12 protein-coding genes are annotated in these 15,957 nt (G+C 37.3%); all 12 read right to left on the reverse strand.

The annotated features are described in order from the left end of the window. Nucleotides 1-45: 45 nt before the first annotated feature. Nucleotides 46-2,511: an outer membrane beta-barrel protein gene (locus tag ACH2CJ_RS13440; protein ID WP_394993390.1), complete on the reverse strand. Its 2,466-nt coding sequence runs from the start codon at nucleotides 2,509-2,511 to the stop codon at nucleotides 46-48. A gap of 241 nt (nucleotides 2,512-2,752) precedes the next feature. Continuing rightward, entirely contained in the window at nucleotides 2,753-3,559 is an 807-nt protein-coding gene (locus tag ACH2CJ_RS13445) for a hypothetical protein (protein ID WP_394993391.1), read from the reverse strand. Nucleotides 3,560-3,875: 316 nt separating this feature from the next. Continuing rightward, nucleotides 3,876-6,332, reverse strand: a complete 2,457-nt coding sequence (locus ACH2CJ_RS13450; protein ID WP_394993393.1) for a 3-coathanger stack domain-containing protein — start codon at nucleotides 6,330-6,332, stop codon at nucleotides 3,876-3,878. A gap of 39 nt (nucleotides 6,333-6,371) precedes the next feature. Continuing rightward, on the reverse strand, nucleotides 6,372-6,704 hold the full coding sequence (locus tag ACH2CJ_RS13455; RefSeq protein ID WP_394993395.1) for a LytR/AlgR family response regulator transcription factor: 333 nt from the start codon (nucleotides 6,702-6,704) through the stop codon (nucleotides 6,372-6,374). Nucleotides 6,705-6,859: 155 nt separating this feature from the next. Further along, the gene (locus tag ACH2CJ_RS13460; RefSeq protein WP_394993396.1) at nucleotides 6,860-10,213 is read right to left on the reverse strand and encodes a LamG-like jellyroll fold domain-containing protein; all 3,354 of its coding nucleotides are present in this window, start codon (nucleotides 10,211-10,213) and stop codon (nucleotides 6,860-6,862) included. A gap of 53 nt (nucleotides 10,214-10,266) precedes the next feature. Further along, nucleotides 10,267-10,608 carry a transposase family protein gene (locus ACH2CJ_RS13465; RefSeq protein ID WP_394993397.1) on the reverse strand — a complete coding sequence of 114 codons (342 nt, stop codon included), beginning with the start codon at nucleotides 10,606-10,608 and terminating at the stop codon, nucleotides 10,267-10,269. A gap of 92 nt (nucleotides 10,609-10,700) precedes the next feature. Further along, nucleotides 10,701-11,033 carry a LytR/AlgR family response regulator transcription factor gene (locus ACH2CJ_RS13470; RefSeq protein WP_394993399.1) on the reverse strand — a complete coding sequence of 111 codons (333 nt, stop codon included), beginning with the start codon at nucleotides 11,031-11,033 and terminating at the stop codon, nucleotides 10,701-10,703. Between the two features lie 157 nt (nucleotides 11,034-11,190). After that, the gene (locus ACH2CJ_RS13475; RefSeq protein WP_394993400.1) at nucleotides 11,191-11,775 is read right to left on the reverse strand and encodes a 3-coathanger stack domain-containing protein; all 585 of its coding nucleotides are present in this window, start codon (nucleotides 11,773-11,775) and stop codon (nucleotides 11,191-11,193) included. Nucleotides 11,776-12,051: 276 nt separating this feature from the next. Continuing rightward, a complete protein-coding gene (locus ACH2CJ_RS13480) occupies nucleotides 12,052-14,523 on the reverse strand; it encodes a 3-coathanger stack domain-containing protein (protein ID WP_394993401.1) in 2,472 nt (823 codons plus the stop codon). A gap of 78 nt (nucleotides 14,524-14,601) precedes the next feature. Further along, the gene (locus tag ACH2CJ_RS13485) at nucleotides 14,602-14,934 is read right to left on the reverse strand and encodes a LytR/AlgR family response regulator transcription factor (RefSeq protein WP_394993402.1); all 333 of its coding nucleotides are present in this window, start codon (nucleotides 14,932-14,934) and stop codon (nucleotides 14,602-14,604) included. Nucleotides 14,935-14,988: 54 nt separating this feature from the next. Next, nucleotides 14,989-15,600: an FMN-dependent NADH-azoreductase gene (locus ACH2CJ_RS13490; RefSeq protein ID WP_394993404.1), complete on the reverse strand. Its 612-nt coding sequence runs from the start codon at nucleotides 15,598-15,600 to the stop codon at nucleotides 14,989-14,991. A 115-nt stretch (nucleotides 15,601-15,715) separates the two neighbouring features. Continuing rightward, a partial coding sequence (locus ACH2CJ_RS13495; protein WP_394993406.1) for a hypothetical protein occupies nucleotides 15,716-15,957 on the reverse strand: 242 nt, incomplete at its 5' end.

Below are 15,957 nucleotides of genomic sequence, written 5' to 3' on the forward strand. Positions count from 1 at the left end.
TTTATTTAATTTTACTGATTTGAAGCTAAGTTTTCATAGAACCCTTTACTCAACTCTTTTCTTCTCTTCGGCATCAGCTTTTTTGGTTGCTACTTTCATTTTGTTATTGCCAAAGTTTTGTGTCCAAGAAACTTTAAATTTAGGTTGAGTAAATTGTAGTGTAGATTCAAAATGTTGTTTTTGTTCTGGCAAATCCAAATTAAATCTTATTTTCGATGAATTGAAAATATTGTCATAACCAATGGTGAAATTTCCACCATTTCTGCCCATTTTCTTTTGTAAACCCACGTTGACTTCACCCATAGGTTTAATTTTAGAGATACCCCACAAACCACCCGAAGTATAATAACCAGATATTTCAAAAGTCCATTTCATAGGCAAACTAAAGGTCTGCGAGCTATATAAAGTCGTATTTGGGAATTTTACGTTTATCAACGAACCATTATAATTAGCACTTACATTGCTCAATACTCCCGCAACATTAACATACATATTCCACCATTTGATTGGGCTGTATGCTTTCCCTATTGTTAATGAAAAAGTTTCTAAACTTTTCTGATTTTCAGCGATATAATATTGTTTGTTTGTTCCTGGTTTAACCTGTGCCTGAAAGGTGGCAATTGGATTTGCCTGATAGCTATATTGAAAAGTAAATAAAGTGCTTTTGAAATTATAATCAGCTTTTAGATTTTCAGAAATAGCAGGTTGGAGGGCGGCATTTCCCGAAAGAAAAGTGTTGGGGTCAACAAAGAAAATAAATGGTGCAAGGTCTTTGAAAGTTGGACGAGTAATCCGACGACTGTAAGTCAAACCCAAAGTTGCATTTTTACTGAATTCATGCGACACAAACAGACTTGGAAACAGTCGCCCGTATTTGCGGTCAACGATGTTTGGCGTTTCTATTGTACCCAAGTTAGATTGCGTATATTCATAGCGGAAGCCTCCTTTTGCCGTTGTTTTAATACCCAATTTTTTCTCAAAAGCGATATAGGCCGCTCCGATGAATTCATTCAAATAATATTTAGCCGTGAAAGTAGGGTCGGCTGTCCATTTCGATGAAACAAATGATTCAACTGCTACATCATTCTTAAATTTCGAATTTACTACTTTTACTCCCATCTCAACTTTACCTTTTGTACCTAAATCATACGCATAATCCATTTTAGCAACGCCAAAATTAATCGGTGTACTTTTGGTGCTTCGCATCATTTGCTCAAACAAAACTTTGTTCTTGCCATCGTACCACGTATTGGTATAGTCAACAGGTTGGTTGTTGTCATAATGTAAGTAATCGGTACTAAACGACAGCACTTCATTTTTATGAAAAGTATGTTGTATGTAAAAATTTGCTCCTACATATTTCCACAGATTGGTTTCATTAATATTGAGGTGAATGAGCGTATCAAGGACATTATTTCGAGATAATTTTGAATCGTTTGCCGTATTTTTCATCTCATATTCTCTTGAAAAGGCAGATAACTCGCCACTAAATGATGTCTTTGTTGTTAATTGATACTCAAAGCCAAGTCGAGAGTTATGGTTGTTTTCTTTGGGATGACGCAAGGCTTGGTTTTCAGTTTCAAGCAAATCATTTCCCAGCGAAATACGCCGATAAAGATGGCTGTTTTGCTCTTGTCCATTATGCAAATAGTCATAATTGAAATAAATACTTAACTTTTTGTGGGTATAATTGAGGTTAAAACTCGCATTTCCAGTTTCACCTTTGCCATAGCCGCCAGTGAGGGTATAAGAGCCATTTAAACCTTCGTTTACATTCTTTTTAAGGACAACATTGATGTACCCTGCATTGCCTTCGGCATCTAAATTAGAGGGTGGAGTGGACAATAATTCAATTTTTTCAATCGTATTGGCACTCATGCCTCTGAGCATTTGAACCGCAGCGTCGGGGGTCATATAATTGAGTTTGCCATTTATCATCACTACCACACCAGCTTTCCCTGATAAGGAAATACTGTTATTTTGTCTGTTTACCATCACACCCGGCGAGCGTTCGAGTACATCAAGGGCGGTACTTCCCGCCGACGTAATGGAGTTTTCGACATTAATCACAAGGCGGTCAATTTTTTGTTCAAACATCGGTTTTTTGGCTACAACTGTAACTTGGTCTAAACCATTGATACTGTTTTTTAGTACAATAGCCCCTAAATCAATTGATTGATTGGTAATGTCAATGTATTTGACTTCCGTACTAAAACTTATATAACTGATGCTAACAAAATAATTGCCTTTCGCAATATTTTCGAGTGAAAATGTGCCATCTGCATTTGTTATTGTGCCTTTTACTAAACTGCTATCGGCGGCTTGATGTACCAAAACATTACTATTAATCAAAGGCTCGTTTTGGGTACTAATCACTTTTCCCACTATACGTACTTGGGCGTTGATTGATAAGTTAACAATGACAATGATGAAGGCTAAAAAGATTAAAGTTTTCTTTTGCAATAAGGCAACATATATTGTTGTCTGTCGGAAGTAGTTTTTATTGTTCATTTTTTATCATTTATAAATGATTTATTTGAAATATTGCCGAATTTTTTGCTTTGATTTAGTCAAGTGGTGCAGGGGTTTGGTTAGAGATACAACTGTGGCAGAAAGTGCCATATTTTTGATAAAATCTATTCGTTTCATAGTTTTGGCTTAATTGAAAGAAATTTCACTATGCATAGTAGTTGTTTTGAATTCATTGAGTTTAAAAGCTGACAGGGTTTTAAACCCCTGTCAGCTTTTGTTTTTATTTTGCAAAATCAATTAGTTCCCATAATTCACGATTGGCTAAGCGTCGAGCATCGCTAATTTTCTTGTCATAAGCCACAGCCGACATACCTGGATGTACCTTTGCCAAAGCTTTTTTGAAATCACCCTCTTTGTCCATGTCTTCCCAAGTGTTATAAAAATCTGATGTAACGTAGTCGGATGCTTGGTTTTCACCCGAAGGTAGCATTTGTGTATAAAGTCCCCAAGCAGCTTTGCCACCCTTTTTCATCATTTCTACGTGCATCGGTTTCACGATTTTTGTTTCCATATTCATAGCATCGTCCCACTTATCATTTTTTATTTTCATCATGTTTATCATTTGATATTTTGATGGGGTAGTGGCTTTGGGGTCGGCCATAATAAAATCATTTCCATAATAAACTGTCGAAGTTGTTAGATTTCGTAGGTCTCCAATAGCCATAGCTTTTGTGTATTCCTCTTTTGTGAGCAATTTTTCAGCATCTGTAAACATCGTTCCCCAAGGATTTTCTACCTTTTTTAATCCTTGAATCACCGTAACCGTTACGTAGTCATAAGCTACATTTGAGCCGCTTGGATATCTTACTGCATACAGATTCCAAGAAACAATTAAACCTCTTTTGATTCTTTCTTGATGAAGTTTTTTCCAAATTTCTCTTTCATTTTTTTCATACTCAGCACTTTTGTTGGGTGTACTTTTCATTGTTTCAACGATGAAAAACATAGGCTCTGGGGTTTGAGCGAGAAGCGAAAGGTTGCCAAATAATAAGGCAGCGAGAAGGATAAATTTTTGGGCATTTTTCATTTTTTTTTATCAGTTTGGGTTAAAAAAAGTTTTAAGTAATTGATTCAAAGGTAATTAGCTCAAAATAGAAGTTGTTGGTGTATTTGACCAATTACTTAGTTTATTTGGTCAAAACTTAGTCTATTGTTGCAGGGGACTATAATTCGGTCGTGTTTAATCCGAATTTGTTCAAAATTGCGTTGAAATGAGAACCGTCATGTAGAAAATTATAAAAGGGTTTGATTATGCAAATCAAATAAATTTCCCTAATTCCAAACAAAAAACCCCTAAAATATTGACGAAATAAGGGGTTTTTGCGTATTTTTTTATTATACGGTCAATTATTACACCCACCAATCCTCGCCATAAAATTACTGCCACTTTTTGCTTCAAAACCTGGGTTAAACGTCAAGGAATTTCCTGCTTTATAAGTAACAGTTGCTGGCGAAAATATTTTATTATTTGCCGTAATGGTTGTATTGGCTATTTGAAAAGTGCTTGTTGTAAAATTTGAAGTTAAATTCAAAACCGTAGAAGGCGTACCGACCAAAACCAATTTACTCGCCACTCTTGGAGGTACGTGATTCGTACTTTCGCAACCTACATAATATACAGTGTTGTCAATTGGGCTTAAACTTACGCTACTTCCACTCGCCACTACAAAACCGCCCGTGAATGAGGTATACCAATTTGTGGTATAATTGACTGGGCAAGTTGCTGTTAGTGTAACTGGTGAACCAGAGCAAACAGCAGTGTTATTAGCATTTACAACTGCTGCTGGCGGGGCAGCAAAACTGACATTGGCAATAATACTTGATTTTATGCTTGGTTCACAAGCTGCGAAGAATTCAAGTTCGAGGTTTGAAAAATTTACACCACTTGATGGAAATCTTCTGGCAATATTTACATCATAGTTTTGTACTTTACAACTATTGGCAGGAACTGTGAAAGGACCAAATTGAGAGCCAGAACTTCCTGCGGCTGAAATCAATAAATCGTTTAAATTTGTCTGCGGAACAAAGCCCAAATTGTAAGTACGTTCTTCGGTAGTATTATTATTACAAAGTTTGATTTGGAACGAAGCGGGTGTTCCTAAAGTTACATTCGGAATCGTGATGTTATTTTGAGCTGTACCTACGATTTCTATGCGGGGTTGGTCTCTTTGGTAACCACCTTCGTAAGGGCAAGAAGTTCTACTACCACTTTGCAACTTAAATAAAGGCGTCCCAAACATTGGGTCACGATAAACATTTATTCTAAGCAAATCACCTGTATCGTTGTCTTCTAAGTGCATGGTCATGGTTTGGGTATTGCTGCTTGTGGTACTATTGGTTTGTCCATAACTTTTGCTGGTGCGTAAATTATAGCCAAGTGAAAAACCTGAGCCTCCAATATTTACTACGGCTTGTACACCAATGTTCCCTTCAATATAATTATCTACTATAATTGTATTGGTTTGGCTGGTACTTACGCTGGTGGTTCTATCGAAATATGGAGCTCCACCTGATAGATTTATTAAGCCATAATCGGGATTTGGTATAGTTGCATTGGCAACATTGGCATCATTGATGGCTATAAGTTGCTTCCAAACACTCAATTGATTTTTGGCATCTATTCGTTGTTTTAGGCTAAGGGTGTTATTAAGGGTATCTAAGGCAAGGGTATTAATTTCATTTATAATACCGCTACGAGTAAAGAAATTGAGCCTTTTGGAGTTATCAACTGGTACCATAGCAAGCCCCTTTTTTACATAAGTGCTGTAATTGGAGGGCGGGTCAATGACCAATAAATCATAGACGGCATAATTAAAGTCGAGTCCTTCACATATAAATATATCTTCACCCGAACCAGGTGTTGCACCAAAGCCAGTCGTGGAGGATATACAGGTTTCAGTATTTTTTATCTTTACATTAGAGCTTCCTGCCGTTACAGATGCTGTAAGCTCTACATAAGCTTCGATGTCAATCGTGGCTACAAACCCTATGCTACCTTTGAAACCAAGTTTAACTGAACCACTACCTGTATTGGCTAAACTTTCAGTAATACTATTTTCCACTCTTTGGCAAGAGGTTTTGTTAATTTCAAATTTGCTAAAACTTTGGTCGCCCGGAGGAGCATGTAGTACAGTAACAGGTAGCGAAGGTTGTGTAATGATTCGTGGTTGCCCTGAACCATTCAAAACCAATGGTACATTTGGCTCTTTTACACCATCTACGATGAAAGGTAATATCATCGTGTATTGTTGCAGACCGTTATTTTGTTGAATTTCAAAACCAAATACTAACCATGCTTCCGAACGAGCGTTTGTAAAAGTATAAGTGCCTTGATATTTGTAAGTTCTGGGTTCATTAATAAATTCGACAAAAGGTAGGTTGATATAGGCATCATAAGCATAATTTTGCTCATTTTTTCCTATTCCTCCTGATAGATTCTGGTAATTGGTAATGTGCGAGTCAAAATATGGTGCATACATATTCAGATTAAATTCAACACTAATCGTAACGGGTTTGCCAGCTGTGGCTTTGAAACGAGAATATGGGCCATTGGCATTTAAAGTGTTGGCTATCCAACCATTGTTGGCGGCTTGTATAATATCGTTAGTACCGAAGGGGGCTGAGCCATAATAAGCGTTATTTCCTGCTACGCTACCGCCCGAGCTGGTTACTTTGAGTGTGCCAACCGCCCCATTATTACCGAGTGGCTGTATCCATTGAGCTAAACTCGTTTCGGAGTTAAGCAGCAAACATATAATTGTAATTATGCTAAGAATGCTTTTTGTAAAATAAGTTTTCATTGTAAATATTTTTTTGTGAATGAATTTAATGTTGAATTTTCACTGAATAATTTTCAAAAAAGCCTCGCTTTTTCTTCTTGAAAGAGCAATTTTCTCGTTGTTTTTGAGCAAAATATTTCCATAACTGCCCGATTGGGCTTTATCTTCATAGTCAGCCATAAATTCAAGATTGAAAATAATTGAGCGATTAGGTCTGAAAAACTGAAAGTCTTTCAAACGTTTTTCGATTTTGCCCATTGTTGTTGAAGACATAATTTTGCTACCATCATCCAAATAAATGATGGTATAATTGATGTCAGATTTGAGCATTAGAATGTTGGCTGGCGAGATATTCTTTCTACTGCCGAGGTGAATGAGGTTAATGGTTTTCATGATAATTATTAAAAATATTGCGGCTGTTCTTAGTTTGAATTACGATTAAATTTGTTTCATCAAAAAAGTATCAAGGACGAACAGCCCTCAAAACTGTCCGAAAGCAGTGTTTTATTTATCATACGATTTGATAAATATTCGTTTTGCAGTGTCTGTCAATTACACCCACCAACTGCCGCACTAAAAACCGTTCCACTATCGGCTTTAAAACCCGCTTTTAATTCAATAGATTTTGCTCGGTAATCAACTTTGGCAGTGCTTGTTAATTTGTTAGTAGCCGTTATTTTTCCATTTACGCTCGAAGCAGTTCTCAAAATTGGTCCCGAAACAAAATCATCGGTGGGACTTGACAAAATTTCAGCAGCAGCATTTGACCCAACGCTTACAATCATATTTGCCGAATTGGTACATCCAAAACCATTTGTCAATGTAGCCCTGTATGTGCCTGAACTCGTGGCGGTTATACTTGAGGTGGTCGTATTGCTCGGTGTCCAGAATGCATTGGCTATATTTGATGGCATTGACGAAGGTATTTGTCGAGTAGGGGTATTCACAAATGTTCCTGTATTATTATTCCCAGAGGCATCAGTGATGGTTGTACCCGTAGTTTCATCAAATTTATAATAAGCCACTATTCCGAAAGTATTGGCAGGTACGGAATTCATATTGGCTAAAATTTGGCTCGGTGTTCGGGTGTAATTCCATAATCTCAACTCATCCATTGTTCCGTTAAAATTGTTCCAGACATAATAAGAGTTTTCCTGTCTGCCAATATACATGGGTAGGTTATCTTGATAAGCCGAAGCAACTGCCGCAGTTCCTGATGCCACTCCGTTAATATAAAAAGTGAGTATGCCATTACCTAATGAGATGGCTACGTGCGTCCAAGTATTTTCAAAAACAATACCCGTTGAATATTTCCAACCATTAGTTGCTCTATCAAAATATCCCATTTTATAGTTATTAGTATTATTAGCGTTTAGTTGCCACAAAAAATCATAATCACCTTTATTAACAATGGTTGAATTTGCCCCTGAATAATTTACCCATGCTTCCATCGTAAAATTCGTTCCTAAGTTTATACTCGCACTATGAGGAACGGTAATGTATTGATTACTGGTTTTCACAAAAGTCAAAGCATTGTTATTGCTTGCCACATAAGATTTTAGTGTAACCGACCCTGGCGAGCAAAATTGCAATGGACCACTCGCCGTCAGAATTGGTGCGGCAGGAATTGGATTGACATTGACAGAATTGGCTGGGAATCTTTTGTAATTATATATCCCACTATTACAAGAGACAAAATAATTACTATTCACCGTGGGTGATTGTACAAAAGGACTACCCGTACCAATAGGAGTAATATCCGTTAACGAATAATACCAATTAGTAGCGATACCAGGCGGACAGGTGGCAGTCAATGAAACATTAGTACCTGCCCCTTGACAAATATTGATTTGACCCGTAGAAATATCCGTTGGCAGGGCATAATTTCCCCAGTTGCAAGTAGCAAAAATATTCGAAGTACTCTTGCCGTCGCAAGCAGTATATAGTTCCAAGTTTAAATCTGGCGATGACAAAGCACCTACATTTTGTTGGGTAACATTCACAAAATAAGTACTGGCAAGACAGGAATTTGCAGGAATTGAAAATGCACCAAATTCAGTATTTCCAGTAGTTCCCGAAATAGAGATGATGGCGTTATTGGCATTTGATAATGGGTTAAACCTCAAATTATACGAGCGAGTTTCGTTAGAATTATTGCAAAGATTAATGCCAAATTGTGAGGTTGTGCCAACCGCCACATTCGGAACGGTGTAGCTAATAGCATTGGGTACGGCTTGAAATTTCAAGGATGGTTGGTCACGTTGGTAGCCGCCTTCGAAGGGGCAGCTTGACTTTGTGCCTGGTTTTGTTAAAAATATCGGAGTGCCGTAAACGGGGTCTTTCACAACACGCATTTCAAAATGATCACCCGCATCATTGTCATAAAGCGAATAGCTAATATTTTGTGATATACCACCCGTAGAAGAAACAGCTTGCCCAAAACGTTTACTGGTAGAAAATTTACCACCAATTGCAAAACCAGAACCCCCTACATTGACTACCACATCAAGCCCGACACTACCCTCTACATAATGCTCTACATTGATAGTGTTGGAAGAATTATAATCAAGAGAGGTACTATGTGTGATTGGACCAGCAAGAGCGTCATAGCCATAATTTTCAATAAATGTATTAGCGGCATTGTTGATATTGATGCTATCGTTGGCAATGACTTGTTTCCAAACATTAATTTGATACAAGGCCGTAGCTCGATCTTTTATGGACAGACTGGTATTATTCATTTTAGCGGTTTGCGTGGCAATATCGTTGATGATACCACTTTTAGTAAGAAAAAATTGCTTTTTGCTTCCTTCAATTTCTCTATAAATTAAACTGGTATCTATTTTGACGTAATAACCGCTCGGTCCATTCATAATTCTCACGTTTCTGACCTTACCGTATGCCAAATCGACACCATAGCCAACAAATAATGCATCATTGTTTGCCCCATTCCCACTGCTTTGGGCAGTTAGGCTATTACTGATGGTTACGCAGGTTTGTTTGGAGGTGGTTCGGGTTTCCATGCTTCCTATGGTAGCACTGGCAGATAATTGAGCGTATATTTCATAATCTACGGTAGCTATAAAACCAATTGAGCCTTTGACACCAAGTTTTACTGAACCCGTAATCGTACCACTCTCGTCTTTTGAGGTAGCTTCATCAAAACTACGGCATTTAGTGCCCGTATTGGTAATGGTTGTAGAGCTACCATCACCTGGAGGGTTATGCACCACCATGTAAGGCACTTGCGGTTCGGTCGTTACGCCCAAAGAATCTACTGAAGATACTGTGCCACCCTCTACTACAAAAGGAAGAATAATTGTATTATAAATTGACTGAATAGTACCAGAACGATTGACACTTCTTGTAAAACCAAATACCAGCCATGCTTGAGTTCTTCCTAAAGGAAAGGTATATGTACCACTAAATGTATAAGATCTTCTCCCGTTTGCGTCAACCACCGAAGTTTGAGGCATGGTTATATATTGGTCATAGGCATAGGGCTGCTCATTTTTACCAATTCCTCCACTCAAATAAGCGGCATCATTATTTATTTTTGATAAATAACCGTCGTAATTATACAAAGCATTAAATTCTATTGTTATTGTAACTGGTTTGCCTGCGGTGGCTTTAAATTGATTGGCAACTGGCACTGTTGTAAAAGCTGATGAAATATAACCTGCAGCATCAATAATATTATTAGTGGTATTCACTGCAGTACCTCGATAATTATTTGAGTTACCGACACTACCTTGAGTACTGGTAATCTGAATATATTCGCTAGAAAAGATACCAGAAAATTCAGTGGCTGCTATCCATTGAGCAAAACTCGTATTGGCTTGTACGACAAGGCAAAATGTAATCATAATGCTGTAAAGAATTTTTGTAAAATTTGGTTTCATGATTGATAGAAGAATAAGTTTTGAAATATTAGACCTTATTACGATAATAAAAATTAGATTCTTGACTTGACCCTAATGTTGTGTAAACCACATGCGATGAGCATAACCTTATCCAAAATATCGGTTGTTCTAAGTCTGATTTGGTCTAAAACACATCTCATTCTTTCAACCCCAGAAATAGCGTGTTCGACAACAATACGACAAGAACTTATCCAAACATTTAAGATTTTTTCGTTTAACTCAAGCTCTTTATTCGCAGGTTTTTTATAAGGCATTATAACAGTAACGTTTTCAGGAAGGTGTCTTACAGAACTGGTTACTGTAAGCCTGCCATCAAAACCATTTGTACCAAGTGGCTGAACCCATTGAGCGAAACTCGTTTTGGAGTTTAGCATAAAGAATAAAATTGCGAATATGCTGAAAATGTTTTTTTTAAATGAAGTTTTCATGGGAATATGATTTTGGGAATGATTAAGGCATTAATTTTTCATTGAATTATTTTTAGAAACGCTTCACTTTTTCGTCTTGAAAGAGCTATTTTTTCATTGTTTTTGAGTAAAATCTTTCCATAATTGCCCGATTTAGTTTTATCTTCAAATTCTGCCATAAAATCAAGATTGAAAATAACGGAGCGATTAGGTCTGAAAAACTGAAAGTCTTTCAAGCGTTTTTCGATTTTACCAAGTGTTGTTGAAGACATAATTTTGCTGCCATCATTCAGATAAATAATGGTATAATTGATATCAGATTTGAGCATCAGAATGTTAGCAGGCGAGATATTCTTTCTACTGCCGAGGTGAATGAGGTTATTGGTTTTCATGTTTATTTATAAAAATATTGCGACTGTTCATTAGTTTGAATTACGATTAAATTTGTTTCTTCAAGAAAGTATCAAGGACGAAACACCCTCAAAACTGTCCGAAAGCAGAGTTTTATTTATCAGACGATTTGAAAAATATTCATCAAGAAGTGCCATTTCAATTACACCCTCCAACGGCGGCATTAAATACAGTTCCGTTATCTGCCTTAAAACCAGCATCCAACTGAATTGATTTGGCATTATAAGTAACTTTTGCTGTTCCAGTTACTTTATTGGTTGCGTTTATTCTCCCATTTGCAATTGATGCTGTTTTTAAAATATTGTCCGTTGAAATGTCATCAGTGGGGCTTACGAGTGTTACTAAGGCAGCATTAGAAGCGAAACTTGTTGAAATACTTGCCGAGCTTGTACATCCATAGCCATTCGTAATGGTAGCAGTATATGTTCCTGCATTAGTTACTGCTAAACTTGGCGTTGTTGCTCCCCCAGGCGACCACACCACTGCATTGACGGGCGAAGTAGAAGGTACTTGCCAAGTTGGAGCATTTACCAATGTTCCATTATTACGATTGCCCGTAGCATCTGCCGTGCTTGTGCCTGTACTTTCATCAAATTTATAATAGGCTACCAATCCTGCACTATTGGTTGGCACTGTATTATTTCTGTTATCAATAATTTCTTCATCGTTTTGACCAAAAGCCATAAATGAGCTAATCAAAAATAGTAAAATTAATCTTTTCATTTTTTAAGCCGCTATTTGCCTTTTTAAATTTATTGAAATCATTGTTCCGTTTTTTACTTACTGTATCAATTTTCCCTCGATTTGTTGAGTTAGCAAATCAACCAATTGCGTGCTGAAACCCGTGCCTTTTGCTTGCGTATCTAAACTTTTTTTGATGCCGTTATCGACGTTTGATTAATTTTCAGACTTAAAGTTTATATTTTGTAAATTATAAAAAACTTTGCTTTACCCCCCCCTTAAATCATTGGCGAAATAAGGGGGAAATATAGCTTTTACTTAATTCAAACACCCACCAATCCTTGCCGTAAAATTTGTGCCACTTTTTGCTTCAAAACCAGGGCTGAATGTTAGCGAATTTCCAGCTTTGTAGGTAACACTCGCAGGTGAAAATATTTTATTACTTGCCGTAAGTGTTGTAGTTGCTATTTGTAGCGAATTTGTCGTGAAGTTAGTTATCAAGTTCAAAACTGTAGAAGGCGTTCCAACCAAAACCAATTTTGTAGCTACTCTATCACGTACATAATTGACAGTTTCGCAACCTACAAAATATGTTGTATTGACACTTGGATTGACGATTACGGTACTACCAATTGCCGCAGGAAAACCACCAACCGCCACGGTGTACCAAGTTGGAGTAGTACTGACTGGACAACTTGCCGTTAGCGTTACGGGTGTACCCGTACAAATCTCATTGGCACTTGCCACAACGCCCGTGGCTGGTGGTGGGGCAGCAAAGCCGACACTGGCAAAAACACTTGCTTTGATGCTCGGTTCACATTCAGAATATAACCTAAATTCAAGATTGGCAAAATTTACATCACTTGTTGGATACCTTCTCGAAATATTTACATCATAGTTTTCTACTCGACAAGTATTGGCTGGAATTGTGAAAGCTCCAAATTCTGAGCCAGTGCTTCCCGCAGCAGTAATCAGCAAATCGCTTGAATTTGATTGCGAAACAAAACCTAATTTATAAGTACGTGCTTCCGTTGTATTACTATTACACACTTTCATTTGGAAAGCGGCTGGTGTACCAAGTGTGATATTTGAGATAGCTATATTATTTTGAGCTATTCCAACAATTTCTAATCGTGGTTGCTCTCTTTGATAACCACCTTCGAAGGGGCAACTCGTTCTACTGCCACTTTGCAGCTTAAATAGTGGCGTACCAAACATTGGGTCACGGTAGATATTTATTCTTAATAAATCGCCAGCGTCATTATCCTCCAAGTGCATTGTCATTGTATTGGTAATGCTGCTTGTACTGCTGTTGGTTTGCCCATAACTTTTACTGGTTCGCAAATTATACCCAGCCGAAAAACCCGAACCTCCAATGTTTACTACACCCTGTATTCCAACGTTTGCCTCCATGTAATTATCTACAATAATAGTATTGGTTTGACTGGTGCTTACACTGGTGGTTCTATCTAAATAAGGTGCCCCTCCCGATAAATTTATTTGTCCATAATCGGGATTTGGTATAGTGGCGTTGGCTACATTGGCATCATTCATTGCTATGAGTTGCTTCCAAACATTCAATTGGTTTTTAGCGTCTATTCGCTGTTTTAGGGTAAGGGCGTTGTTGAGGGTGTCAAGCCTACGCAGCTCTATTTGATCTATAATATTGCTACGGGTATATAAGTTGAGTCTTTTGGAATTATCAACGGGTACCATTGCAAGTCCTTTTTTGATAGAAGTGCTATAATTGGGCGGAGGACCTATAACCAAATTGTCGTATATGGCATAATTATAATCTAAGCCCTCGCACAAAAATATATCTTCACCCGAGCCTGGTGTGGCTCCAAAACCTGTGGTAGAGCTTACGCAAGTTTCAGTGTTTTTTTTCCTTACATTTGTGTTACCTTCTGTTCCTGATGCCGTAAATTCTACATAAGCCTCAATATCAATCGTTGCTACAAAGCCAATGCTACCCTTGAAGCCAAGTTTTATTGAGCCAGTACCTGTATTAGCCAAACCTTCAGTAATACTATTTTCTGCCGATTGACAAGATGTTTTATTAACTTCAAATTTGGTATAACTTTGGTCGCCTGGAGGGGCATGAAGTACAGTAATAGGTAATGCAGGTTGAGAAATGATACGAGGTTGACCAGAATCATTCAAAACCAGCGGTATCGGTATGCCTGGCTCTTTTACGCCATCTACAATAAACGGTAAAACCATCGTGTAGTATTGTATGACACCATTTTGGATTACTGCAAAACCAAATACTATCCACGCTTGTGACCGAGCATTCGTAAAAGTATAAGTGCCTTGGTATTTGTATGTTTTCTGACTACTATTAATTAATTCAGTAAATGGGATGCTTATGAAAGCATCGTATGCGTAATTTTGCTCATTTTTTCCTATTCCTCCCGGCAATGCGACAGTGTTTGTAATTGCTGAGCCCAACCAAGGAAAAAATTCGTTTAAATTAAATTCGAGAGAAATAGTTACGGGCTTACCCGCCGTAGCTTTAAAGCGACCTCCTGGAGCAATTGAATTAAAAGTGTTGCCAATCCAACCATTATTGGCTGCTTGAATAATATCATTTGTGCCCGCATATATCGAACCATAATAGGCGTTATTTCCTGCCACGCTACCGCTCGAACTGGTTACTTTAAGCGTGCCCATATCACCATAGGTAGCGGTTAGTGGCTGAACCCATTGACCAACACTCGTTTCGGAGTTAAGCAGCAAACATATAATTGTAATGATACTAAGAATGTTTTTTGTAAATCTTGTTTTCATTTGGATATAGAATTTTAGGATTTTAAATGAATTCAACCCATGTTCTTATGCAATAATTGATGGGTTATTGAAATTAGTTTATTGAATAATTTTAAAAAAAACTGCTGCTTTCCTGCGTGAAAGGGGAATTTTTGTTCCATTGATTAGTCTGATGCTGGAAGAATTTCCAATAGTGTCTTTGTCTTCAAAGTCAGACACATATTTTAAGTTGATAATGGTAGAGCGATGGCTTCTGAAAAAATCACTTTCTTTCAAACGTTTCTCTAAAATTCCGATGTTAGTAGAACTGAGTATGCAGCTACCATCTATAAAATAGATATATGTGTAGTTGATGTCGGCTTTAAGCATCAAAATACTCGTTGGACAAATTTTTTTATGCCCACCAATGCGGACGAATGTATCAATTTCCATGGCTGTTTTTTTTATTAAGTTTGTTACAAATTTCAATGCAAAGTGGTCGAAATACTAAAAAGCAAATTCATTGACTGTCGCCAATCCCTTTGAAAGTGCCATCTCGCCCATTCCAGGAATGGCAGTTCCTTCTACACGGAAAGTTGTAACGTCGGTCATTCCCAAAAAGCCTAAAATTGCCCTTAAATACGGGTCGTTAAAATCATACGCCTTCATAGGTCCTTCTGAATAAATCCCTCCCGAAGCAATGGCTAAATACACTTTTTTGTTCTCTACCAAACCTCTTGGCATGCCATTTTCATCATATTGAAAGGTGAAGCCTACTCTTGAAATGTGGTCAACCCAAGCCTTTAATGTAGAAGGAATACCAAAATTGTAAAAAGGCACACCAATGACAATGATGTTGGCGTCCATTAATTCCTTTATAGCTTTATCCGAATTTTTAACTGCATTATTCAGCGTTTCGTTTCTGTGTTCGGCAGGGGTAAAAAATGCTGCCAAAGTTGTTTCGTCAATATGAGAAAGTGGCTCTTGAGCTAAATTGTGTTTCGATACACTACTATCAGGATAGGTTAATGTGACCTTTTCAAGAATGGCGTTTGATAATTTGTTGCTAAAAGAATTTTCGCCATTAGGACTTGTCGTGATAAATAAGATTCTTTTCATTTTTTTAATAATTGAAATTTGAATATAAAAGAATTAATTTGTTTTGAATTAGTCGTTTTAGAAGCAATGATTACATAAGAATATGTCTGCTTCAATGGTTAAAATTGTAATAAGGTTATTTTTCATTTAAATAGTTGCTCTCTGAAACCTCGATAATGGGTGTTGTGTCGTAGTAGGTGATGATGCGGTCAATCATTTTTTCTTTATTGAAATGAAAGTTGAAATTCATTCTCAAAGCCACGGAATCGTCTTTAAATACCATGTTGTTAGAAAAATAAGCATAGACATAAATACCTGATAATAAACCAGCTTTGGGCTTTTGAAGTACATGAATGGGTAGATAATTGGCAGCCGTTA

Source organism: Emticicia sp. (assembly GCF_043780375.1).
Taxonomy (GTDB): Bacteria; Bacteroidota; Bacteroidia; order Cytophagales; family Spirosomataceae; genus Emticicia.

Excerpts from the sequence above, each read along its gene's own strand:
- ACH2CJ_RS13440 (WP_394993390.1), bottom strand. The coding sequence starts at position 2,511 with ATGAACAATAAAAACTACTTCCGACAGACAACAATATATGTTGCCTTA.
- ACH2CJ_RS13445 (WP_394993391.1), bottom strand. The coding sequence starts at position 3,559 with ATGAAAAATGCCCAAAAATTTATCCTTCTCGCTGCCTTATTATTTGGC.
- ACH2CJ_RS13450 (WP_394993393.1), bottom strand. The coding sequence starts at position 6,332 with ATGAAAACTTATTTTACAAAAAGCATTCTTAGCATAATTACAATTATA.
- ACH2CJ_RS13455 (WP_394993395.1), bottom strand. The coding sequence starts at position 6,704 with ATGAAAACCATTAACCTCATTCACCTCGGCAGTAGAAAGAATATCTCG.
- ACH2CJ_RS13460 (WP_394993396.1), bottom strand. The coding sequence starts at position 10,213 with ATGAAACCAAATTTTACAAAAATTCTTTACAGCATTATGATTACATTT.
- ACH2CJ_RS13465 (WP_394993397.1), bottom strand. The coding sequence starts at position 10,608 with ATGCTAAACTCCAAAACGAGTTTCGCTCAATGGGTTCAGCCACTTGGT.
- ACH2CJ_RS13470 (WP_394993399.1), bottom strand. The coding sequence starts at position 11,033 with ATGAAAACCAATAACCTCATTCACCTCGGCAGTAGAAAGAATATCTCG.
- ACH2CJ_RS13475 (WP_394993400.1), bottom strand. The coding sequence starts at position 11,775 with ATGAAAAGATTAATTTTACTATTTTTGATTAGCTCATTTATGGCTTTT.
- ACH2CJ_RS13480 (WP_394993401.1), bottom strand. The coding sequence starts at position 14,523 with ATGAAAACAAGATTTACAAAAAACATTCTTAGTATCATTACAATTATA.
- ACH2CJ_RS13485 (WP_394993402.1), bottom strand. The coding sequence starts at position 14,934 with ATGGAAATTGATACATTCGTCCGCATTGGTGGGCATAAAAAAATTTGT.
- ACH2CJ_RS13490 (WP_394993404.1), bottom strand. The coding sequence starts at position 15,600 with ATGAAAAGAATCTTATTTATCACGACAAGTCCTAATGGCGAAAATTCT.